Consider the following 21,570-nt stretch of genomic DNA (forward strand, 5'->3'; position numbering starts at 1 on the left):
GTGTCGCCAGCTCTTCCTGTGATCGGCCTTATCAATTGCGAGCCAACCCATGTTCAAGATCGTCCATCTGTTGACGGGCGCTGCAGCTTTGCTGCTATCGCTCATACCCAGCCTGAAATACGACGCAACACCCTTCCTGCAGCAACCGGAGGCGGTCTACCTGGCCCTGCTCGGCCTGCTCAACCTGCTGCTGGCACCTGTCGTGCCGCTGTATTACCGCGGCGCCCGCCAGCAATTGCAGCACCTGGCCTGCGCCTTGCTGGTGGTGGCCGTGGTCCTGCAAACCCTGACCTTGCTGGCCCGCCCCGAAATGGGCAACCTGGCGGCATTGGTCTGCGCAGGCCTCGCCGTCATTCTGCACCTGGCCGCAGGCTTGGCCCGCAGCCCCAGAAAAAACCGGCCAAGCCAGGGCGCGCCGCTGGAGACCGGCATGCGCGATACCGGCACCGTGAAGTGGTTCAACACCTCTAAAGGCTTTGGATTCATTTCCCGCGATTCGGGTGACGATATCTTCGTCCACTTTCGCGCCATTCGCGGCGAAGGCCATCGCATCCTGGTCGAAGGCCAGCGCGTGGAGTTTTCGGTAATGCACCGCGACAAGGGCCTGCAGGCCGAAGATGTGGTCGCGGTAACCCGCCGCTGACCCTTTGCAGCCCTGGGGCAAGCCCAGGGCTGGCACCAATCAGTAATGAGGTGGCGGCGCTTCCTCACCCTCACTGCCATACTGGCCGACCATTTCCTCGTAACGCTTGATCAACTCGGCCACCTGCAACTGCAGGCGCTGAATCACCCGCCCCTGCTCGACCACCACGTCGTTCAACTCTTGAATGGTATCGTCCTGAAACGCCTGACGGGTTTCCAGTTCGACAATGCGCGATTCCGGCGACATATCAGGCCTCCTCATATGCATCATTGAGCAGGGCGCGCAGGCGCTGGCGAATGGCATCGACCTGCCCCGGCCCGTATTCGACAGGGGGTACCCTGCCCCAGACCGGCGCCGGCCAGGCGGCATCCCCATGGCGACGGACAATCACGTGCATGTGCAGCTGGCCGACCACATTACCCAGCGTGGCAACGTTCATTTTATCCGCCGCGAACTCGCCCTTGAGCGCTTCGGCCAGGCAGGTTGTTTCTTTCCACAGCTGCGCCTGATCGTCCTGGCTCAGGTCGAACAGTTCGCTCACGCCGGCACGCTTGGGCACCAGGATGAACCAAGGGTAATTGGCATCCTTGCTAAGCAGCAGACGGCACAGCGGAAAATCCCCAAGGATCAAAGAGTCCTGCTGCAAACGCGAATCAATCTCAAACACTGAAAACCTCCACCAACGAAAGGGCCCCGGCGTGCGGGTCAATGCCGCAAGGATACCCTGCTTCGTCTGCGCAAGCATGCTGCACGCCCTCTGGCTGCACTCTTATAGCTCAGTAATTGATCCAGGCTGCACAGGCGCGGTAACACATCGCTACTTTTCGCACCAAAATGAGGCCGCAAACGAGTACACCACTACGCTTCGACACACACAAATGACTCAACTTGAACAGTGGGCGGTAACACCTTGACTTGCAAGGCAGCTTTTTAGATTGCAACCGGACTGCGGCCCGGCACACCGCCAGACGGGGGCCGGCCTGTATTTACGGGCACTTTCGAGCTGCGCCAGCGGAATTTGTGAAAATTTCATGAACCGTTGTTAATTTTGAGCACGCTTGTTGCATTCTCCCCACACCAAGTCGGCACGACATCTGCATAAAGCGATGGACGCAACAAATAACAACAGCCGCTTTGGATACACCAGGGAGTTTCCCTAACCGGAATCGATAGTTACAGAATCGTTACGGTGACAGGAACAGCGCTGGCGTTGTACGAACCGATTAATCGGAGCGTGATTTACGACATGGAACTACCTGAAAGCGACATGGCCGTAAACTTCTCGAAACGTTGTATATGCCCATATCGCCAACAACAGTCTGCGTGCTATACATTTCCGCCGACATAACAAGAAAGAGCTGCCCCATATAACTAAAAGACTTGGGCGCAGCGGTACTCTTCCTAAAACCAAAGGAGCAAATCACGATGCGCGTGATGAAGTGGAGCATGATCGCCCTGGCCGTTTCGGCAGGGACCTCGCAGCTGGCCTTTGCCTCTGCACAGGACGAATCCAAGGGTTTCATCGAAGACAGCCAGCTGAACGTCAAGACTCGCATGCTGTACTTCAGCCGTGACTTCCGCAACAACGCGCCTGGCAGCCAGAGCCGCGTGGAAGAAACCGGCCTTGGCTTCCTCGGCACCTTTGAATCGGGCTTCACCCAAGGCGCCGTAGGCTTCGGCGTCGATGCCATCGGCATGCTCGGCCTGAAACTGGACAGCGGCCGCGGCCGTGCCGGCACCGGCCTGTTCCCGGAAGGCTCCGACGGCCGCTCGCAGGATGACTACTCCGAAGGCGGCGGCGCTGTAAAAATGCGCTTCTCCAACACTGTGCTGAAGTACGGTAACCAGTTCACCGCGCTGCCGGTCTTCGCCACTGACGACAGCCGACTGCTGCCGGAAGTTGCCGAAGGTACCTTGATCACCAGCGACGAGATCGAAGGCCTGACCCTGCACGCCGGCCACTTCACCGGCATGAATGCCCAGGCCCAGACGTTCCGCGACAGCCTGCACCTGACCGAAGCCAACATCGTTGGCGGCACCTATGCCCTGACCGACAGCCTCAGCACCAGCCTGTACTACTCCAAGGTCGAAGACTACTGGCGCAAGTACTACGGCAACATCAACTGGGCAGTGCCGATTTCGGACAAGCAAGGCCTGGTGTTCGACTTCAACATCTATGACACCAAGGGCGACGGCGCCGAGCTGGTTACAGCTTACGATGGCGAATCCCTGGACAACACCGCATTCAGCCTGTCGGCAGCCTGGAACATCGGCGCCCACACCTTCACCATCGTGCACCAGCGCGTACACGGTGACGGTGACTACGCTTACGGCGTCGACGGCGGCGGCACCGTCTTCCTCGGCAACTCCGTGGCCCGTTCCGACTTCAACGCTGAAGACGAGAAGTCCTGGCAAGCCCGCTACGACCTGAACTTCGCTGAGTTCGGCGTACCCGGCCTGACCTTCATGACCCGTTATGTGCGCGGTACCGACGCCAATGTCGCCGGCACCACCAACGGCAAAGAATGGGAACGCGACATCGACATCAAGTACGTGATGCAGGAAGGCCCCGCCAAGGACCTCAGCTTCCGCGTCCGTCAGGCCACCTACCGCTCCTCCGACGGCGTCTACTACGGCTCCCCGTCGCTGGACGAACTGCGCCTGATCGTCGAGTACCCGCTGAGCATTCTGTAAGCCACGCTTATAGTGCCCCGCACCTGAAAAAGCCCGGCACGCTTGCCGGGCTTTTTCTTGGCTGACATTTGCCACGCCCTGGGGCATCCTGTACGCCTTCGTTTCGCCCCCGTACAATGCGGGGTCATTTCAATGTCTTAGGCAATCGACACGGCTAACCATGCGCACCAGTCAATATTTGCTCGCCACCCAGAAAGAAACCCCTGCCGACGCAGTGGTCATCAGCCATCAGCTCATGCTGCGTGCCGGCATGATCCGCAAGCTGGCTTCCGGCCTGTACACCTGGCTGCCGATGGGCTTGCGGGTAATGCGCAAGGTCGAAGCCGTGGTGCGCGAGGAAATGAACGCCGCCGGCGCCCTGGAAGTGCTGATGCCCAGCATCCAGCCCGCCGAGCTGTGGCAGGAGTCCGGCCGCTGGGAACAGTACGGCCCTGAGCTGCTGCGCCTGAAAGACCGCCATCAGCGCGACTTCTGCGTCGGTCCGACCCACGAAGAGGTCATCACCGACCTGGCCCGCAATGAGCTGTCCAGCTATAAACAGCTGCCGCTCAACATGTACCAGATCCAGACCAAGTTCCGTGATGAGATCCGCCCACGTTTCGGCCTGATGCGCGGCCGCGAATTCATCATGAAGGACGCCTATTCCTTCCATGCCGACCAGGCTTCCCTGCAGGAAACCTACGACCGCATGCACCAGGCGTACAGCAACATCTTCACCCGCCTGGGCCTGGACTTCCGCCCAGTGCAGGCCGATACCGGCTCCATCGGCGGCAGCTACTCGCATGAATTCCACGTGCTGGCCGAGTCTGGCGAAGACGACGTGATCTTCAGCGACAGCTCCGATTATGCCGCCAACATCGAGAAGGCCGAGGCCATCCCGCGCGAAACTGCGCGTCTGGCCCCTACCGAGGAGTTGCGCCTGGTGGATACGCCAGACGCCAAGACCATCGCCCAGCTGGTCGAGAACTACGGGCTGCCGATCGAAAAGACCGTCAAGACCCTGATTGTACGCGGCGCCGAGGAAGGCAAGCTGGTCGCCCTGATCGTCCGTGGCGACCACGAACTCAACGAGATCAAGGCCGCCAAGCTGGAACAGGTCGCCGACCCGCTGGTCATGGCCACCGATGCCGAGCTGCGCGAAGCCATTGGTGCCGGCGCCGGCTCCCTCGGCCCGCTGAACCTGCCACTGGAATGCATCATCGACCGCTCGGTTGCCCTGATGAGCGACTTCGGCATCGGTGCGAACATCGATGACAAGCACTACTTCGGCGTCAACTGGGAGCGCGACCTGCCGGTCCCACAGGTTGCCGACCTGCGTAACGTCGTCGAGGGCGACCCGAGCCCGGATGGCCAAGGCACTCTGGTGATCAAGCGCGGCATCGAAGTCGGCCACATCTTCCAGCTCGGCACCAAGTACAGCGAGGCACTCAAGTGCCAGGTACTGGGTGAGAACGGCAAGCCAGTGGTGCTGTCCATGGGTTGCTACGGCATCGGCGTATCCCGCGTGGTCGCCGCCGCCATCGAGCAGAGCTACGACGACAAAGGCATCATCTGGAATGACGCCCTGGCACCTTTCCAGATCGCCCTGGTACCGCTGCGCTACGAAACCGACGTGGTTCGCGAGGCCACCGACAAGCTGTATGCCGAACTGACGGCCGCAGGCTTTGAAGTACTGCTGGACGACCGCGACAAGAAGACCAGCCCAGGCATCAAGTTCGCCGATATGGAGCTGATCGGTATTCCGCACCGCATCGTCGTCAGCGACCGCGGCCTGGCCGACGGCAACCTGGAATACAAGCACCGCACCGAACAGGATGCTCAAGCGCTGCCACTCAATGAAGTGCTGACCTTCCTGCAGGCCCGCGTTCGCCGCTGATAATCAATGCACGAGTGATCATGTCCAAGCGAAGTACCTTTACCCTGGGGGGCGCCGCACTGTGCGGCGCCCTGCTCCTCAGCGGCTGCGCCAACCAGATGTCCCAGCGCAGCGAGCACGAAGAGCGCGTCGAGCGCAAGCTGCTCGAACACACACTGCAGATTGATGTCGGCGAGCCCAAGGTGATGGAGCTTCCGCAGCGACGTATACGCGTCAATGAACAGAGGCGCTTCGAAGTCACCGAGTTCGAAGTTACCCGCCGTTATGACCGGTATACCCCTTACCAACCCTGGCGGGAGATCTACGAGATCCCGCTGGGCGCGGTGGCAGTGGTGGCCGGCGCAGGCGCCAACGTGGTCAACGTGTTTGCCTTGGGCAACCTGCCGGAGAGCATCACGCACGACTGGATCAGTTACGGCGTGGCCGGGCTCAACCCGTTCATGAACGTGCAGTCCAACGGTCGCGCCCAGCAGAACCTGGCAGGGATCAGTGAGGTGCAAAAGGACAAGCGCGAGGAGTTCACCAGCCTGCCCTGGAGCGAGCGCTTGGTCGAGGTCAAGGCCGGCAAGATGACCCACGCGCTGACCACCGACAGAAACGGCGTGCTACGCCTGAACCTGCTGGACAGCCCGTTCTCGGAACAGCACCTGAACCACGTCGGCACCCTGCACCTGCAAGTGGTCGATGAAGACAACGCTGTGCGGGGCGACGCCAGCCTGCTGGTCAGCGCCACCCTGCGCAACAAGCTGCGTGAAGCCCATGAGTTGATTTTCGACGACCTGGAAGACGACGATGTCGGCCAGTGGGTACACCGGGTCAAGCGCCTGTCGGAGCTAGGCCTGGAAGAGGAAGCCAGCGAGATGGAGCAGAGTCTGATCGAGCTGACCCGCAACGATCCGGAGCTGCAACAGGAGTTTCTGCAGGCACTGACCAAGGCTACCGGCCGGTTGGTGGCTGACCCAGGCGCACATTAATGAAAGAGGGGCTGCAATGCAGCCCCTCTTTCATTTGTCCGCGAACAACTCCAATTGCTCGTGGGCCCCACGCAAGTCGCGCAACCTCACCCCTACCCCCAACAACCTCACCGGCTTGCCACCCCGGGCGAATGCTTGCCGTAGCAACTGTCGGTAGCTGTCCAGATCTCTCCCCGCCCCCGCCTGCTCCAGGGTGGTCTGGCTGAAGTCATGGAATTTGACCTTGACGAAAGGTTTGTCCGGCCGATAGCTACTGTCCATACGAGCGATCCGCTCATTCAGGCTGTTCAGCAGTTCAGGCAAGCGCTCCAGACAACTGGCCAGATCCGGCAAATCCGTATCGTACGTATTCTCCACGCTTACAGACTGCCTACGGCTATCGTTGTGCACCGCGCGATCATCGATACCCCGCGCCAACCCCCAGAGGCGCTCACCGAAACTGCCGAATTCACGCACCAGCGCCAGCCGCGACCAGTCACGCATGTCCAGGCAGGTGTCGATACCCAGCCGAGCAAGCTTGTCTGCAGTGACCTTCCCGACACCATGCAGCCTGGCAACAGGCAATGCGGCGACAAAGGCCTCCACCTGATCAGGCGTAATCACGAAAAGACCGTTGGGCTTGCGCCAGTCACTGGCGATCTTGGCCAGGAACTTGTTGGGCGCCACCCCGGCCGAGACAGTAATGTGCAGGGCGCGCGCAACACGCCTGCGAATATCTTCGGCGATGCGCGTGGCGCTGCCGGCAAACCATTGACTGTCGCTCACATCCAGATAGGCCTCATCCAGCGACAATGGCTCGATCAGTTCGGTGTAGTCGCGGAATATGCCGTGAATCTCGCGCGACGCTTCGCGGTAGGCCTCGAAACGCGGCTTGACGATCAGCAGGTCAGGGCAAAGCTTAAGTGCATGCCGGGAGGACATGGCCGAGCGCACCCCATAGGCACGCGCTTCATAATTGCAGGTGGCAATCACCCCTCGATGATCCGGCGAACCACCCACGGCCATAGGGCGACCGGCCAGGCGCGGGTCATCACGCATCTCGATCGCGGCGTAGAAACAATCGCAGTCGATGTGAATGATCTTGCGCAAAGACATGGATGACCGTCAGCACTGTAAATTCATACAGATAGTACCGCATGCTCTGTCAGCGAGACAGCCAGCGCAGGAGACCTCTCGACAATTGGCCTGAAAGCCGCAGCGCTCCTGAGCTGCATGCCTAATTGAAGGGCTAAGGGTTTGAACGAAAACGGTTTTTTTGAACTAAATGCTTGACAGGAGACGTTAAATCCGTAGAATTCGATCTCACAGGCGCGGGATGGAGCAGCCTGGTAGCTCGTCGGGCTCATAACCCGAAGGTCGTCGGTTCAAATCCGGCTCCCGCAACCAGATTCGAGAAAAGGCCACTGTTAACGCAGTGGCCTTTTTCTTTTGCCTAAAAAATAATCAGCGATTTAAAACTCAATAAAATCAATAAGTAACGCTTGACACTCCGCGCTTTCACTGTAGAATTCGTTTCCACAGGCGCGGGATGGAGCAGCCTGGTAGCTCGTCGGGCTCATAACCCGAAGGTCGTCGGTTCAAATCCGGCTCCCGCAACCAGATTCGAGAAAAGGCCACTGTTAACGCAGTGGCCTTTTTCTTTTGCCCTCGAAAAGCAGGCAACGCGTTAATTACTGGTCAATCAAAAGTAATGCTTGACCACCCTCTTCAAAGCTGTAGAATGCGCACCTCTGACGCGGGATGGAGCAGTCTGGTAGCTCGTCGGGCTCATAACCCGAAGGTCGTCGGTTCAAATCCGGCTCCCGCAACCATATTCGTCAGAACAAACCCCGCCTGTTTAACAGCAGCGCGGGGTTTGTTGTTTTTCCCCGCCTGAAAATCTGAATTAATTCAGCCAAGCCCCGGCCTTGTGAGGCGGCATTCTGGATGAACTATCTTTAACCCCGCCAAAGGACTGAAAGTCACGTTGCCCGGAGTAATATCTGGATACGTTTCCATAGGGACTTTCACTTGGCCGCACCCTCCCCCTACCTCGCGCTGCTTGCCCGGGGTAACTCATGACCGACCGTAACCCAGAACACCAGGCACCCATAGCCTCAACCCTGCCCACGGCTGCCCAGCGCTTGCCGTGGCTGGAGCGGGTGAGCCGCTGTCGCCAGCCCATCACCCTGGCAGTTACCTTGGCGCTGTTCGCAATGGCACTGATAGCCTGCCGCCACTTGCTCAGTGAACTGGATATCCATGCTCTGCACGATGCGATGCTAAGCGTGCCCACCCACTCGCTGGCCGGCGCGCTACTCGCTGCGGTTATCGGGTTCGTGATCCTGCTTGGATATGAATGGTCTGCCTGCCGTTATGCCGCCGTGAAGTTGCCTAGGCGTACGCTTCTGTTAGGCGGTTTCAGCGCATTTGCCATTGGTAACGCTATTGGCTTGTCGATGCTCTCGGGCGGTTCGGTGCGCTATCGCCTGTATGCTCGAGAAGGCCTGGGCGCTGTCGAAGTCGCGCGCATGACAGTGTTCGCCAGCCTTTCTTTGGGCTGCGCCCTGCCCCCTCTGGCGGCACTGGCCACGTTGAGCAACTTGCCAGCTGCGGCTACCGCCCTGCACCTGCCCACCCCTGTACTGGCCACAGTCGCTATGGGCGTGCTTGCACTGACCGCCGTCCTGGTGACTGGCCTGTATCGCCGACGCCTGGCAGAGCAGCCGCTACCAGACAGCCTGCTGGTGCAACTGGGGCGCCGGACGCTGCGCCTGCCTGGCGCACGCCTGGCAGCACTGCAACTGGTAATCACCGCGCTGGATGTAGCCGCCGCCGCGACCGTCCTTTACCTGCTGCTCCCAGAAGCCCCTCCGTTCGGCGCGTTCGTCCTCGTCTATCTGCTGGCCCTGGCTGGCGGTGTACTTAGCCATGTGCCTGGCGGCATCGGGGTGTTCGAGGCAATTCTGCTCGCAGCCTTCGCCAATCAGCTCGGCGCCGCGCCACTGGCCGCCGCACTGCTGCTGTACCGCTTGATCTATGTAGTACTGCCTTTGCTGGTGGCCTGTGCGCTGCTGCTGGCCAACGAAGCTAGGCGCCTGCTGTTTGCGCAGCAGGCGCTCAAGGCCGCCTCCGGGCTGGCTGCACCGGTGCTGGCGATCCTCGTGTTTCTCTCCGGTGTGGTGCTGTTGTTCTCCGGCGCCACACCGGAAATCGACATCCGCCTGGAACACATGGGCTTTCTGGTGCCGCACCGCCTCATCGATGCCTCGCACTTCGGTGCCAGCCTGATTGGCGTGCTGTGCCTTTTGCTGGCCCAGGGCTTGCGCCGACGCCTGTCTGCCGCCTGGCTACTGACTACCGTACTGCTCCTGGTTGGCGCACTGCTGTCGCTGCTCAAGGGCTTCGACTGGGAAGAGGCCAGCCTGCTGACCTTCACCGCTGCCCTGCTCGCGTTGTTCCGCCGTTCGTTCTACCGCCCAAGCAGGCTGCTGGAACTGCCGTTTTCCCCGGTGTACCTGGCAGCGAGTGCTTGCGTGGTCGGTGCTTCGGTGTGGCTACTGCTGTTTGCCTACCAGGATGTGCCCTACAGCCATCAGCTGTGGTGGCAGTTCACGCTTGACGCCGATGCCCCACGCGGCCTGCGCGCCGCCATGGGCAGCGCGGTACTGTTGCTGGTCGTGGCCCTGACCTGGCTGCTGCGCACTGCCCGGCCAGTCATCCACCTGCCAGACGACGAGGAGATACAGCGCGCCAACCGCATCCTGCAGGCTGGCGACCAACCTGACGGCGGCCTGGCGCTGACCGGTGACAAGGCCCTGCTGTTTCACCCCAATGGCAACGCCTTTTTGATGTACGCGCGCCGGGGCCGCAGCCTGGTGGCCCTGTACGACCCGATCGGCCCGGCCCAGGAACGTGCCGAGATGATCTGGCAATTCCGCGATCTGTGCGACCTGCACCACGCCCGCCCGGTGTTCTACCAGGTGCGTGCGGAGAATCTGCCGTTCTACATGGACATCGGCCTGACCGCACTCAAGCTCGGCGAAGAAGCCCGAGTCGACTTGCGCCGCTTCGACATCGAAGCCAAAGGCAAGGAAATGAAAGACCTGCGCTACACCTGGAACCGCGGCGGCCGCGATGGCCTGAGCCTGGAGATACATGAACCCGGCCAGGCCCCCATGGTTGAGCTCAAGGAAATCTCGGATGCCTGGCTCGGCGGCAAGAACGTGCGCGAAAAAGGCTTCTCGCTGGGGCGCTTCAGCCTTGAGTACCTGCAGCATTTTCGCATCGCCCTGGTTCGCTACCAGGGCCGGCCGGTGGCGTTTGCCAACCTGCTTGAAACTCACAGCAACGAACTGGCCAGCCTCGATCTGATGCGTGCCCACCCCCAGGCGCCGAAGCTGACCATGGAATTCATGATGATCGGCCTGATCCTGCACTACAAAAGCCATGGGTACGGCCGTTTCAGCCTGGGCATGGTACCGCTTTCCGGCTTGCAGCCACGGCGCGGCGCCCCCTTGGCCCAGCGCCTGGGCTCGATGGTGTTCCGTCGCGGTGAACAGCTTTACAACTTCCAAGGGCTACGCCGCTTCAAGGACAAGTTCCAACCGGACTGGGAACCCCGCTACATGGCTGTGCCGGCCGGGCTCGACCCGCTGGTGGCACTGGCCGACACTGCCGCCCTGATTGCGGGCGGCCTGACTGGATTGGTGAAACGTTGATGATCCGACGCTACTGGCTGTACCTGCTGATCCCCCTGCTCTTGGCCGCATTGGCCGGGGCTACTGCCTTCTGGTTGTGGGCCCGTCCGGCCCCAGAGGCGCGCCTTGAGCAACTGACCGTCAATGACACCCGCATCACCCGCGTCATCCCGGGCGTGCATGCCAAAGCCTGGGTGGCCATCGGCGTGCCCCAGGATCAGGCGCTGACCGACAAACAGTTGCTTGACTTGAGCCAGGCCGGTGAGGCCCAGCTGGTGCAAGTCATCCTGCCGCCGGGGGACTGCAGTAACCAGCAGCAATCGATGGATAAGGCCATGACCCTGCTGGCCGAAAAACCGACCCTGGTGGCCGGTATCGGCCCTGGTGCAACCCAGGCCTGGCGTTGGCTGGCCACACAGAATGACGACAATGCCCGCGCCATCTCCGTGAATTTCAACATGGAGCAGCCCGGCTGCGTTGCAGCCTTGCCCAAGTCCGCCCCTCATGGTCACTGGAGCGTCGCCTGGAACGACAACCCGGATGACGCCAGCGCCGCTTTCGTGCGCGACCAGCGCAATGCCGACACCAGCATCAGCGACTACGACATCCACCTGCCACAAGTACTCAAGGCGCAGCTGACCCAGGCCTTGGTGGGCCACGATGGCAACGCGCTGGCAATCCCGGTAGTGGAAGTGCCTGCCGGGCAAACCACCGACACCGTTACCCTGTTCCTCTCAGGCGATGGTGGCTGGCGCGACCTGGACCGCGATGTGGCCGGTGAAATGGCCAAGCTTGGTTACCCGGTGGTCGGCATAGACACCCTGCGTTACTACTGGCAGCACAAGACACCCGAGCAAAGCGCTACCGACCTGTCGGAACTGATGCAGCACTATCGTCAGAAATGGGGTACCAAGCGTTTTGTGCTGACCGGCTATTCGTTCGGCGCCGACGTGCTGCCGGCGATCTACAACCGCCTGCCTGCCGAGGACCAGCAACGTATCGATGCGGTGATGCTGCTGGCCTTCGCCCGCAGTGGCAGCTTTGAGATCGAGGTCGAGGGCTGGTTGGGCAAGGATGGCCAGGAGGCACCTACCGGACCGGAGATGGCCAAACTGCCGGCGCCTAAAGTGGTATGCATATATGGTGTGGAAGAGGCCGATGAAAGCGGTTGCACCGACAAGACTGCAGTGGGCGAGCGCATTAAGCTGCCCGGTGGGCATCACTTCGACGAGAACTATCCGGCGCTGGCCAAGCGCTTGATCGATGAAATCGAAGTACGCCAGGGCAAGTCCAGCGTGGCAGAACAGAACTGAGGCGTAGCGAGGGGCCGCATTGCGGCCCTCGCTTTAATCAGATCTCGACCTGTGTACCCAGCTCGATCACCCGATTGAGCGGCAGGTTGAAGAAACGCAGGTTACCGTTGGCATTCTTGAGCAGAAACGCAAACAGGTTGCCTCGCCAGCGCGACATCCCCTCAAGACGCGACGCGATCACCGTTTCGCGGCTAAGGAAATAAGTCGTACGCATCGGGGTGAAGTCCAAACCGTCCAGATGGCATAGCTTCAGTGCCGCCGGCACATCCGGCTCATCCATGAAACCGAAGTGCAACAGCACACGGAAGAAGCCATCACCATAGGCCTCCACTTCAAAGCGCTCCTGCTCGGGCACCCGCGGCCGGTCTTCACTCACAACCGTCAGCAGTACCACCTGGCTGTGCAGCACCTGGTTATGCAACATGTTGTGCAACAGCGCATGCGGCACCGCATCCGGCCGTGCAGTGAGGAACACGGCGGTCCCTTCGACGCGGTGCGGTGGCTGTATGCGAATGCTGCTGATGAAAACCGGCAGCGGCAGCCCGCCCTCATCAATTCGCTCGACCAGAATCTGCTTGCCGCGCTTCCAGGTGCTCATCAGCAGGAACAGCACCCCCCCGGCCAGTACCGGGAAGGCGCCGCCCTGGACAATCTTCGGCACGTTGGCGGCGAAGAACAGACCGTCGACCAGCAGGAAACCAATCAGAATCGGTACCGCCAGCACCGGCGGCCACTTCCACAACAACAGCATCACCGCCGACACCAGGATGGTGGTCATCAGCATCGTGCCGGTCACCGCCACGCCGTAAGCGGCCGCCAGCGCACCGGATGATTCGAAACCGATTACCAGCAGCACCACGCCCACCATCAGCGTCCAGTTCACCGCTGCGATGTAGATCTGCCCCTGCTCGTCGCTGGAGGTGTGCTGGATATGCATACGCGGGATATAACCCAGCTGGATAGCCTGGCGGGTCAGGGAGAAAGCACCCGAGATCACCGCCTGCGAAGCAATTACCGTAGCCATGGTCGCCAGCCCCACCAGCGGCAGCAACGCCCAGCCTGGCGCCAGCAGGTAGAACGGGTTGCGCGCAGCGTCAGGGTTTTGCAGCAGTATCGCGCCCTGGCCGAAATAGTTGAGCACCAATGCCGGCAGCACCAGGGCGAACCAGGCACGGGCAATCGGCTTGCGACCGAAATGGCCCATGTCGGCGTACAGCGCCTCGGCACCGGTCAGGGCCAGCACCACAGCACCAAGAATGGCCACGCCCATACCCGGGTGCACGATGAAGAAGTTCACCGCCCAGCCCGGGTTGAACGCCTTGAGCACCTCTGGGCTCTGCGAGATACCATGCACCCCAAGCGCCGCCAGCACCACGAACCAGGTGACCATGATCGGGCCGAACAGCTTGCCGATTTTCTCGGTGCCATGTTTCTGCACCAGGAACAGCGCCACCAGCACCACCAGCGAAATCGGCACCACCCAATGGTCAATACCGTCGAATGCCAGGCCCATGCCCTCTACTGCCGACAGCACCGACACCGCCGGGGTGATCATGCTGTCGCCGTAGAACAGCGAGGCGCCGATCAGGCCACAGATGACCATCAGCGTGCGCAGGCGCGGGTAGGCCGCCGTGGCTCGCCGCGCCAGCGCGGTCAGGGCCATGGTGCCGCCCTCACCCTGGTTGTCGGCGCGCAGGATGAACATCACGTACTTGAACGACACCACCCACAGCAGCGACCAGAGGATCAGCGACAGGATCCCCAGCACACCATCATGATTGACCGGCACCCCATAACCGCCGGTGAAGACTTCCTTGAGGGTATACAACGGGCTGGTACCGATATCGCCGTAGACCACCCCAACAGCTGCCACCAACAGGCTCAGCGACCGCGTCGCCCCCTGACCACCCTCGGCGTGACTGCTTGCCTGAACCATCGACCACTCCCGCAAACGGCCATCTAGACCGGTAGAATTCTGCCCCGCGCCAGGGGATCGCACATACCCCGACGCAACGGCGCGAAGCATAGCGCAGCGTTCGTCGCATTTGTGCTGGTCAAGCGACCTTGCGCTCGCTAGAATTGCGCACTTTTTGATCAGAGGCGCCCAAAAGCGTCCGTCAGGATCGCCGCCGTTTCCGGCCGGGCGACCTGTATTCAATACCGAGGTTAGTCATGTCCACCACTCCCGCCACCCCCAAGGTAGGGTTCGTCAGCCTGGGTTGCCCAAAAGCCCTGGTAGATTCCGAGCGCATTCTGACCCAGTTGCGTATGGAAGGTTATGAAGTCGTGCCCACCTACGAGGACGCCGACGTGGTGGTGGTCAACACCTGCGGCTTCATCGACAGTGCCAAGGCCGAGTCGCTTGAAGTGATCGGCGAAGCGATCAAGGAAAATGGCAAGGTCATCGTCACCGGCTGCATGGGTGTCGAGGAAGGCAGTATCCGTGACGTGCACCCGAGCGTGCTGTCGGTCACTGGCCCGCAGCAGTACGAGCAGGTAGTCAACGCCGTGCACGAAGTGGTACCGCCACGCCAGGACCACAACCCGCTGATCGACCTGGTGCCACCGCAGGGCGTCAAACTGACCCCGCGCCACTACGCCTACCTGAAGATCTCCGAAGGCTGCAACCATAGCTGCAGCTTCTGCATCATCCCGTCGATGCGCGGCAAGCTGGTCAGCCGCCCGGTCGGCGAAGTGCTGAGCGAAGCCGAACGCCTGGTCAAGGCCGGCGTCAAGGAAATCCTGGTGATCTCCCAGGACACCAGCGCCTACGGCGTCGACGTCAAGTACAAGACCGATTTCTGGAACGGCCGCCCGGTCAAGACCCGCATGCTCGAGCTGTGCGAAGCGCTGAGTAGCCTGGGCGCCTGGGTGCGGCTGCACTACGTCTATCCGTACCCGAACGTGGACGACGTGATCCCGCTGATGGCCGCCGGCAAGATCCTGCCGTACCTGGATATTCCATTCCAGCACGCCAGCCCCAAAGTGCTAAAGTCGATGAAGCGCCCTGCCTTCGAAGACCGCACCCTGGCGCGCATCAAGAACTGGCGCGAGCAGTGCCCGGAACTGGTGATCCGCTCGACCTTCATCGTCGGCTTCCCGGGCGAGACCGAAGAAGACTTCCAGTACCTGCTGGATTGGCTGACAGAAGCCCAGCTCGACCGCGTCGGCTGCTTCCAGTACTCGCCAGTCGAAGGCGCGCCTGCCAACGACCTGGGCCTGGAAGAAGTGCCTGATGACGTCAAGCAGGAGCGCTGGGACCGCTTCATGGCCCACCAGCAGGCCATCAGCAGCGCACGCCTGCAATTGCGTATTGGCAAGGAAATCGAAGTGCTGATCGACGAAGTCGAAGAGCAAGGCTCGGTTGGCCGCAGCTTCTTCGATGCACCTGAGATCGATGGCAGCGTGTTCATCGATGGCGACCATGGCCTCAAGCCGGGCGACAAGGTCCGTTGCCGGGTGGTCGATGCCGACGAGTATGACATGTGGGCCGAGCCTGTTTGAGGTTGCGCACTTAGAAGGAGCCCCGCCCCACTGGCGGGGCTTTTTGCATCTATGGTTTCCTCAATGACCACCGAGGAACACCGGCATGCATTCGGCATTGACGCTGCAAACACCCCACCTTTGTGATTACCCGGAACTGGTTCAGGTCTGGGAAGACTCGGTGCGCGCGACCCACGACTTTCTGCCAGACGCTTATATCCTGCTGCTGCGCGATCATGTGCTACGCAAGTACCTGGACGCCGTCATGCTGGTCTGCTGCAAGGACCGCCAGCGCATCTGCGGCTTTGCCGGTGTCGCCAATGGGCGTATGGACATGCTGTTCGTAGCGCCCCAATACCGTGGCCGAGGCGTGGGCAAGCGCCTGCTACGCTATGCCATCAGCGAACTGAACGCCCAATGCCTGGACGTCAACGAACAGAACCCCCAAGCATTGGGCTTCTACCTGCACGAGGGCTTCGAAGTGACCGGTCGCTCGGAAACAGACGGCTTGGGACAGCCCTATCCATTGCTTCATATGAAGCTGATTCGTACAGCGTCCTAGGACTTTGTCGCAGGATGCCGTGCAATACTTCCGAAATGGCGGGTTTGGCACAGATTCCCGTCATCAACAGCGAATGGGCAGGTACAATGTAAGACTTTCCCTGCCTTGCGAATTGCCCGCCATGTCCGAACCCGTCCGCCTGTCCAAACGCCTAATCGAGCAGCTCGGCTGCTCACGCCGAGAGGCAGAGCTGTATATCGAAGGAGGCTGGGTCACGGTCGATGGCGTTGTAGTCGAGCAGCCTCAGTTCAAGGTCGAGCACCAGGCTGTCGAGCTGTTGCCGGGCGCCAATGCCGAGGCGCTTGACCCGGTTACCCTGCTGCTCAACCAGCCTGCGGGTGTCGATATCGATACGGCCCGCGCCAGCATGAACATGGCCAGCCTCAGCGAAGCACATCGCGAAGGCGTGCGGGCTTTGCACGGGCACTTCACCCGGCTGACCTGCTCGGCGCCCCTGGAGCGCGGTGCCAGTGGCCTGCAGGTGTTCACTCAGGATTGGCGTGTTACCCGCAAGATCGAGGCCGACCTGCGTCGCCTGGAACAAGAATACATCATTGAAGTGCGCGGCGAGACCACGCCACAGGCGCTGGAGCGCCTGGCGCGCGGTGCGACGCGCAATGATCGGGAACTACCCAAGGCCAAGGCCAGCTGGCAGAACGAGACCCATCTGCGCCTGGCCCTGAAGAACCCACAACCCGGTCAGATCTCCGAGATCTGCGCCTACCTGCGCCTGGAAATACTCAGCATGCGCCGTATTCGCCTGGGCGGTGTATCCATGGGCAAGCTGCCTGTGGGCAACTGGCGTTACCTGGCCGGCACTGAACGTTTCTAAGCGATGCGCCACGCCCAGGCGTGGCATCTGAACAGGATTTTGCAGCAATGAACCACAACGATGTACTGCGCAGCCTGCGCTACATGCTCAAGGTGAACGACGCCAAGATGGCCGAGATCATCGCGCTCTCGGGCCTGGAGGTTAATCCGGTGGTGCTCGCCACCTACCTGAAGAAAGAGGACGAGCCCGGTTTTGTGCGCTGCCCCGAACGGGTCATGGCGCACTTTCTCGACGGCCTGGTCTTCCATCGCCGCGGCAAGGACGATAGCCGTCCGCCACAGCCTGTAGAGCTGCCGGTGACCAACAACACCATCCTCAAGAAGCTGCGCGTAGCCTTTGAGCTCAAGGAAGACGACCTGCATGTGATCCTCAAGTCGGTCGATTTCCCGGTTTCCAAGCCCGAACTCAGCGCGTTGTTCCGCAAAGTGGGCCATGACAACTATCGCCCTTGCGGCGACCAGTTGCTGCGCAACTTCCTCAAGGGCCTGGCCCTGCGCGAGCGCGGCTGACTCGCGATGCAACATACGGTTTCGCCTGTCGGCATCGTACGCTCCTGCTTCAAGGAGAAGTTCGCCATACCGCGGCAGCCACAGCTGGCGCCGGCTGCACGCGGGGTACTGGAGTTGCTGCCGCCGTTCGACCAGGGCGAGGCCGTGGCGGGCCTGGAGCAGGTCAGCCATGTATGGCTTTTGTTCCTGTTCCATCAGGCCCTGGAAGACAAGCCACGCCTTAAAGTGCGCCCACCACGCTTGGGCGGCAACAAAAGCATGGGCGTATTCGCCACGCGAGCAACCCATCGGCCCAATGGCATCGGCCAGTCAGTAGTACGCCTGGAGGGTGTGGAGCCGGGGCGGCTACTGCTGTCCGGCATCGATCTGCTCGATGGCACGCCGGTGCTGGATATCAAGCCGTATGTTCCCTATGCCGACAGCATCGCCGGGGCGAGCAACCTGATGGCCAGCGATGCGCCTGCCGCGATTGCCGTGCACTGGGGCGATAGCGCCCTGCCCCAGGCCCGCGAACATGCCCTGCGCCTGGGCGAACCACTGGTGGAGCTTATTGAGCAGTGCCTGGCACAGGACCCGCGACCGGCCTACCAGGTGCCGCCGCCGGAACGGGTGTATGGGGTGAAGTTCTGGGATGTGCAGGTCAGATGGCACTACCCACAGCCGGATGTAATTCGGGTGCTCGAGGTCGTGCCGGAAACCTGAAAGCACTGGCAACCTCAGTCGCACAGGCATGAAAAACGCAGGCCTTACCTTAATGCCAGTCAGTTAGCGTTATCAGGGCTGCTACGCAGCCCATCGCCGGCAAGCCGGCTCCCACAGGTACAGCAAAGGCATCAAGAACCGCGCGGTCCCGGTAGGAGCTGGCTTGCCGGCGATGGGCCGCAAAGCGGCCCCAAAACGCTTAACTGACTGGCATCAGGCCAAGCCTGCGCTGTCTTTGCCCGGTCGATTACTTCTCGACGAAGGCACGCTCGATCAGGTAGTCACCCGGCTCACGCATGCGCGGGGAGATCTTCAGGCCGAAGCTGTCGAGGACTTCGCTGGTCTCGTCGAGCATGCTCGGGCTACCACAGATCATGGCGCGGTCGTCCTGCGGGTTGATCGGTGGCAGGCCGATGTCGCTGAACAGCTTGCCGCTGCGCATCAGGTCGGTCAGACGGCCCTGGTTCTCAAACGGCTCGCGGGTAACGGTCGGGTAGTAGATCAGCTTGTCACGCACCGCCTCACCGAAGAACTCGTTCTGTGGCAGGTGTTCGGTGATGAACTCGCGATACGCCACTTCGTTCACGTAGCGCACACCGTGCACCAGGATCACTTTCTCGAAGCGCTCGTAGGTTTCCGGGTCCTGAATGACGCTCATGAACGGCGCCAGGCCAGTGCCGGTGCTCAGCAGGTACAGGTGCTTACCCGGGTTCAGGTCGTCGAGGACCAGCGTACCGGTAGGCTTCTTGCTGATAATGATCTCGTCGCCTTCCTTCAGGTGCTGCAGCTGGGAGGTCAGCGGGCCGTCCGGCACCTTGATACTGAAGAATTCCAGATGCTCTTCCCAGTTGGGTGAAGCGATGGAGTAGGCGCGCATGAGCGGACGGCCGCTGTCCTGCTGCAGGCCGATCATCACGAACTGACCGTTCTCGAAGCGCAGGCCCGGGTCGCGGGTGCACTTGAAGCTGAACAGGGTGTCGTTCCAGTGATGCACACTGAGGACACGTTCGTGGTTCATGTTGCTCATCGATGGGGCTCCTGAAGAAAACGCAGCGCGCACAGCGCACAGTTGCGCGATAGTTTAGGGGCAGCGACAATATCTGTTAACTGAATTATCAAGATATGTGTTATCGGTTATATAGATATGCGATTCACACTTCGTCAGCTACAGGTATTCGTCGCCGTGGCCCAGCATCAGAGCGTCTCTCGAGCCGCCAGTGTGCTGGCCCTGTCGCAGTCGGCTGCCAGCACGTCCATCACTGAACTGGAGCGGCAATCGAGCTGCCAGTTGTTCGACCGTGCAGGCAAACGCCTGGCCCTCAACGCCTTGGGGCATCAGCTGCTGCCGCAAGCGGTTGCGCTGCTCGACCAGGCCAAGGAGATAGAAGACCTGCTCAACGGCAAGTCCGGTTTTGGCTCACTGGCAGTCGGCGCCACACTGACCATTGGCAACTACCTGGCCACCTTGCTGATCGGCAGCTTCATGCAGGTACACCCGGAAAGCCAGGTCAAGCTGCACGTGCAGAACACAGCCCATATCGTGCACCAGGTTGCACAATACGAAATTGATCTGGGTCTGATCGAAGGCGACTGCAACCATCCGGACCTGGAGGTACAGCCTTGGGTTGAGGATGAGCTGGTGGTGTTCTGCGCGCCGCAACACCCGCTGGCCAAGGTGGGCCGCGCAGATATCGAAAGCCTGTCCCAGGAAGCCTGGATTCTTCGCGAACAAGGCTCCGGCACCCGCCTGACATTCGATCAGGCCATGCGGCATCATCGCGCCAACCTGAACATACGCCTGGAGCTCGAGCATACCGAAGCGATCAAGCGTGCCGTGGAATCAGGCCTGGGCATTGGCTGCATATCGCGCCTGGCCCTGCGCGATGCCTTCCGGCGCGGCAGCTTGGTGCCGGTCGAAACCCCGGAGCTGGACCTGATGCGCCAGTTCTACTTCATCTGGCACAAACAGAAATACCAGACCTCGGCCATGCGCGAGTTTCTCGAGTTGTGCCGCAGCTTCACCGCAGGGTTTACGCGCAGTGACGAGATCGTCTTGCCACCGATCGCTTAGAGCAGGATAACGCCCCAGACCGCCGCCACCATGGTCAGTGCTACGAATTGCGCAGCACTGCCCATGTCCTTGGCGTTTTTCGATAGCGGATGGCGCTCCAGCGAAATGCGGTCGATGGCCGCCTCCACCGCCGAGTTGAACAGTTCGACGATCAGCCCGAGCAGGCACACGGCAATCATGATGGCCCGCTCTGCGCGGCTTACCGGCAGCCAAAAGGCAATCGGGATCAGCAGCACATTGAGCAGTACCAGTTGACGGAAAGCAGCCTCGCCCTTGAAGGCGGCGCGCAGGCCGTCCAGCGAATAGCCGGCGGCGTTGAAGATACGTTTGAGGCCGGTCTGGCCTTTGAATGGCGACATGTGCGTCACTTCACCGATGAAAGGCCAGCAGACTAGTTCAAAACGAGTCAAAAAAGCGTGAAGCGGCAAGCATTTAGCTGCTCGCAACGGATTCAAGTTGTTGCAGCAACAAGGCCGCCTGGGTACGAGTGCGTACACCCAGCTTGCGGAAAATGGCCGTCACATGGGCCTTGATGGTCGCTTCCGACACATTCAGCTCATAGGCGATCTGTTTGTTCAGCAAGCCCTCGCAGACCATGGTCAGCACGCGAAACTGCTGTGGCGTGAGACTGGCCAGGCCTTCGCTGGCGGCTTTGGCCTCGGCCGAGACATCGACCCTTTCAAATGCCTGAGGCGGCCACCAGACGTCGCCATCGAGCACCTTCCTCACTGCATCCTGAATCACTTCCAGCCCACTGGACTTTGGAATGAAACCACTGGCCCCGAACTCACGGGACTTGACTACAACGGCAGCCTCTTCCTGGGCAGAGACCATAACCACCGGGATCTGGGGGTACTGACCACGGAGCAGGACCAGCCCGGAGAAACCGTAGGCGCCCGGCATGTTCAGGTCCAGCAGGACCAGGTCCCAGTCGGCTTTTTCGCTCAGTCGGCTTTCCAGCTCGGCGATGCTCGCCACCTCGACCAGGCGCACATCCGCGCCCAGGCCAAGGGTGACGGCCTGGCGCAGAGCGCTACGAAACAGCGGGTGGTCATCGGCAATCAGGATTTCGTACATGGCCATCGATCTAAGGATCCTGTTCTGTGCCAGGCGCAGCGGCGGAGGAATAGCGCCCGGCGGGGAATCGGCGCCAAGGTGCCGAGCACGGCCGGGCAGGTCAAACCACTCGCCCTGCCGCCTCGCTTCATCCTGGCCGCCAGCCCCGTCATTAT

General features: G+C 61.0%; 19 protein-coding genes and 3 tRNA genes. 15 read left to right on the forward strand and 7 right to left on the reverse strand.

The window, feature by feature from the left end; all coding sequences use genetic code 11:
* Positions 1 to 49: 49 nt before the first annotated feature.
* Positions 50 to 643: a cold-shock protein gene (locus JET17_RS27540; protein ID WP_012315826.1), complete on the forward strand. Its 594-nt coding sequence runs from the start codon at positions 50 to 52 to the stop codon at positions 641 to 643.
* 39 nt (positions 644 to 682) lie between these two features.
* On the opposite strand, the gene JET17_RS20375 is transcribed toward JET17_RS27540, so the two are convergent.
* A complete protein-coding gene (locus tag JET17_RS20375; protein WP_012315827.1) occupies positions 683 to 889 on the reverse strand; it encodes a SlyX family protein in 207 nt (68 codons plus the stop codon).
* 1 nt (position 890) lies between these two features.
* A complete protein-coding gene (locus JET17_RS20380; RefSeq protein ID WP_042111678.1) occupies positions 891 to 1,310 on the reverse strand; it encodes an HIT family protein in 420 nt (139 codons plus the stop codon).
* Positions 1,311 to 2,068: 758 nt separating this feature from the next.
* On the opposite strand from JET17_RS20380, the gene JET17_RS20385 reads away from it, so the two are divergent.
* The 3 genes from JET17_RS20385 to JET17_RS20395 all read left to right on the forward strand — a co-directional run bounded on the left by JET17_RS20385 (position 2,069) and on the right by JET17_RS20395 (position 6,187).
* Positions 2,069 to 3,337 (forward strand): OprD family porin, encoded by a 1,269-nt coding sequence (locus JET17_RS20385; RefSeq protein WP_012315829.1) that lies wholly within the window; start codon positions 2,069 to 2,071, stop codon positions 3,335 to 3,337.
* 160 nt (positions 3,338 to 3,497) lie between these two features.
* The gene (locus JET17_RS20390) at positions 3,498 to 5,213 is read left to right on the forward strand and encodes a proline--tRNA ligase (protein ID WP_012315830.1); all 1,716 of its coding nucleotides are present in this window, start codon (positions 3,498 to 3,500) and stop codon (positions 5,211 to 5,213) included.
* A gap of 20 nt (positions 5,214 to 5,233) precedes the next feature.
* Complete coding sequence (locus tag JET17_RS20395; RefSeq protein ID WP_012315831.1) at positions 5,234 to 6,187, forward strand: hypothetical protein; 954 nt, start codon at positions 5,234 to 5,236, stop codon at positions 6,185 to 6,187.
* A gap of 30 nt (positions 6,188 to 6,217) precedes the next feature.
* Here JET17_RS20395 and dinB read toward each other — a convergent pair whose 3' ends face one another.
* Positions 6,218 to 7,276, reverse strand: coding sequence for a DNA polymerase IV (gene dinB, locus JET17_RS20400; protein WP_190273345.1), 1,059 nt, complete (start codon positions 7,274 to 7,276; stop codon positions 6,218 to 6,220).
* Positions 7,277 to 7,496: 220 nt separating this feature from the next.
* Between dinB and JET17_RS20405 the strand changes: the two genes are divergently transcribed.
* The 5 genes from JET17_RS20405 to JET17_RS20425 all read left to right on the forward strand — a co-directional run bounded on the left by JET17_RS20405 (position 7,497) and on the right by JET17_RS20425 (position 12,179).
* Positions 7,497 to 7,573, forward strand: a tRNA-Met gene (locus tag JET17_RS20405).
* Between the two features lie 136 nt (positions 7,574 to 7,709).
* Positions 7,710 to 7,786, forward strand: a tRNA-Met gene (locus tag JET17_RS20410).
* A gap of 135 nt (positions 7,787 to 7,921) precedes the next feature.
* Positions 7,922 to 7,998 (forward strand) — tRNA-Met (locus JET17_RS20415).
* A 246-nt stretch (positions 7,999 to 8,244) separates the two neighbouring features.
* Positions 8,245 to 10,887: a bifunctional lysylphosphatidylglycerol flippase/synthetase MprF gene (gene mprF, locus JET17_RS20420; protein WP_012315833.1), complete on the forward strand. Its 2,643-nt coding sequence runs from the start codon at positions 8,245 to 8,247 to the stop codon at positions 10,885 to 10,887.
* The gene (locus tag JET17_RS20425; protein ID WP_012315834.1) at positions 10,887 to 12,179 is read left to right on the forward strand and encodes a virulence factor family protein; all 1,293 of its coding nucleotides are present in this window, start codon (positions 10,887 to 10,889) and stop codon (positions 12,177 to 12,179) included. Before mprF ends, JET17_RS20425 begins: the two co-directional genes overlap by 1 nt.
* Positions 12,180 to 12,216: 37 nt before the next feature.
* On the opposite strand, the gene JET17_RS20430 is transcribed toward JET17_RS20425, so the two are convergent.
* Complete coding sequence (locus JET17_RS20430) at positions 12,217 to 14,115, reverse strand: potassium transporter Kup (protein ID WP_012315835.1); 1,899 nt, start codon at positions 14,113 to 14,115, stop codon at positions 12,217 to 12,219.
* Between the two features lie 236 nt (positions 14,116 to 14,351).
* On the opposite strand from JET17_RS20430, the gene rimO reads away from it, so the two are divergent.
* The 5 genes from rimO (at position 14,352) to tsaA (ending at position 18,267) form a co-directional block, all read left to right on the forward strand.
* A complete protein-coding gene (gene rimO, locus JET17_RS20435; protein ID WP_012315836.1) occupies positions 14,352 to 15,683 on the forward strand; it encodes a 30S ribosomal protein S12 methylthiotransferase RimO in 1,332 nt (443 codons plus the stop codon).
* Between the two features lie 85 nt (positions 15,684 to 15,768).
* Positions 15,769 to 16,224, forward strand: a complete 456-nt coding sequence (locus JET17_RS20440) for a GNAT family N-acetyltransferase (RefSeq protein ID WP_012315837.1) — start codon at positions 15,769 to 15,771, stop codon at positions 16,222 to 16,224.
* A 121-nt stretch (positions 16,225 to 16,345) separates the two neighbouring features.
* Positions 16,346 to 17,056, forward strand: a complete 711-nt coding sequence (locus JET17_RS20445; RefSeq protein WP_042111682.1) for an rRNA pseudouridine synthase — start codon at positions 16,346 to 16,348, stop codon at positions 17,054 to 17,056.
* A 47-nt stretch (positions 17,057 to 17,103) separates the two neighbouring features.
* Entirely contained in the window at positions 17,104 to 17,565 is a 462-nt protein-coding gene (locus tag JET17_RS20450; RefSeq protein ID WP_012315839.1) for a DUF1456 family protein, read from the forward strand.
* Positions 17,566 to 17,571: 6 nt separating this feature from the next.
* Positions 17,572 to 18,267: a tRNA (N6-threonylcarbamoyladenosine(37)-N6)-methyltransferase TrmO gene (gene tsaA, locus JET17_RS20455; protein ID WP_012315840.1), complete on the forward strand. Its 696-nt coding sequence runs from the start codon at positions 17,572 to 17,574 to the stop codon at positions 18,265 to 18,267.
* Between the two features lie 247 nt (positions 18,268 to 18,514).
* Here tsaA and fpr read toward each other — a convergent pair whose 3' ends face one another.
* Entirely contained in the window at positions 18,515 to 19,294 is a 780-nt protein-coding gene (fpr, locus tag JET17_RS20460) for a ferredoxin-NADP reductase (RefSeq protein WP_012315841.1), read from the reverse strand.
* 117 nt (positions 19,295 to 19,411) lie between these two features.
* Between fpr and finR the strand changes: the two genes are divergently transcribed.
* Entirely contained in the window at positions 19,412 to 20,338 is a 927-nt protein-coding gene (gene finR, locus JET17_RS20465) for a LysR family transcriptional regulator FinR (protein WP_012315842.1), read from the forward strand.
* Here finR and JET17_RS20470 read toward each other — a convergent pair.
* Together JET17_RS20470 and erdR are read right to left on the reverse strand one after the other, a co-directional pair.
* Positions 20,335 to 20,697, reverse strand: a complete 363-nt coding sequence (locus tag JET17_RS20470; RefSeq protein WP_012315843.1) for a diacylglycerol kinase — start codon at positions 20,695 to 20,697, stop codon at positions 20,335 to 20,337. The genes finR and JET17_RS20470 overlap by 4 nt on opposite strands.
* 73 nt (positions 20,698 to 20,770) lie before the next feature.
* Positions 20,771 to 21,421 (reverse strand): response regulator transcription factor ErdR, encoded by a 651-nt coding sequence (erdR, locus tag JET17_RS20475; RefSeq protein WP_012315844.1) that lies wholly within the window; start codon positions 21,419 to 21,421, stop codon positions 20,771 to 20,773.
* Positions 21,422 to 21,570: the final 149 nt, after the last annotated feature.

This window comes from Pseudomonas putida (genome assembly GCF_016406145.1).
Lineage (GTDB): Bacteria > Pseudomonadota > Gammaproteobacteria > Pseudomonadales > Pseudomonadaceae > Aquipseudomonas > Aquipseudomonas putida_E.

Coding starts and splice junctions, on each gene's coding strand:
- JET17_RS20375 (WP_012315827.1), bottom strand. CDS start 889: ATGTCGCCGGAATCGCGCATTGTCGAACTGGAAACCCGTCAGGCGTTT.
- rimO (WP_012315836.1), top strand. CDS start 14,352: ATGTCCACCACTCCCGCCACCCCCAAGGTAGGGTTCGTCAGCCTGGGT.
- mprF (WP_012315833.1), top strand. CDS start 8,245: ATGACCGACCGTAACCCAGAACACCAGGCACCCATAGCCTCAACCCTG.
- tsaA (WP_012315840.1), top strand. CDS start 17,572: ATGCAACATACGGTTTCGCCTGTCGGCATCGTACGCTCCTGCTTCAAG.
- JET17_RS20395 (WP_012315831.1), top strand. CDS start 5,234: ATGTCCAAGCGAAGTACCTTTACCCTGGGGGGCGCCGCACTGTGCGGC.
- JET17_RS20445 (WP_042111682.1), top strand. CDS start 16,346: ATGTCCGAACCCGTCCGCCTGTCCAAACGCCTAATCGAGCAGCTCGGC.
- JET17_RS20390 (WP_012315830.1), top strand. CDS start 3,498: ATGCGCACCAGTCAATATTTGCTCGCCACCCAGAAAGAAACCCCTGCC.
- JET17_RS20425 (WP_012315834.1), top strand. CDS start 10,887: ATGATCCGACGCTACTGGCTGTACCTGCTGATCCCCCTGCTCTTGGCC.
- erdR (WP_012315844.1), bottom strand. CDS start 21,421: ATGGCCATGTACGAAATCCTGATTGCCGATGACCACCCGCTGTTTCGT.
- JET17_RS20470 (WP_012315843.1), bottom strand. CDS start 20,697: ATGTCGCCATTCAAAGGCCAGACCGGCCTCAAACGTATCTTCAACGCC.
- JET17_RS20385 (WP_012315829.1), top strand. CDS start 2,069: ATGCGCGTGATGAAGTGGAGCATGATCGCCCTGGCCGTTTCGGCAGGG.
- finR (WP_012315842.1), top strand. CDS start 19,412: ATGCGATTCACACTTCGTCAGCTACAGGTATTCGTCGCCGTGGCCCAG.
- JET17_RS20430 (WP_012315835.1), bottom strand. CDS start 14,115: ATGGTTCAGGCAAGCAGTCACGCCGAGGGTGGTCAGGGGGCGACGCGG.
- JET17_RS20440 (WP_012315837.1), top strand. CDS start 15,769: ATGCATTCGGCATTGACGCTGCAAACACCCCACCTTTGTGATTACCCG.
- JET17_RS20450 (WP_012315839.1), top strand. CDS start 17,104: ATGAACCACAACGATGTACTGCGCAGCCTGCGCTACATGCTCAAGGTG.
- fpr (WP_012315841.1), bottom strand. CDS start 19,294: ATGAGCAACATGAACCACGAACGTGTCCTCAGTGTGCATCACTGGAAC.
- JET17_RS27540 (WP_012315826.1), top strand. CDS start 50: ATGTTCAAGATCGTCCATCTGTTGACGGGCGCTGCAGCTTTGCTGCTA.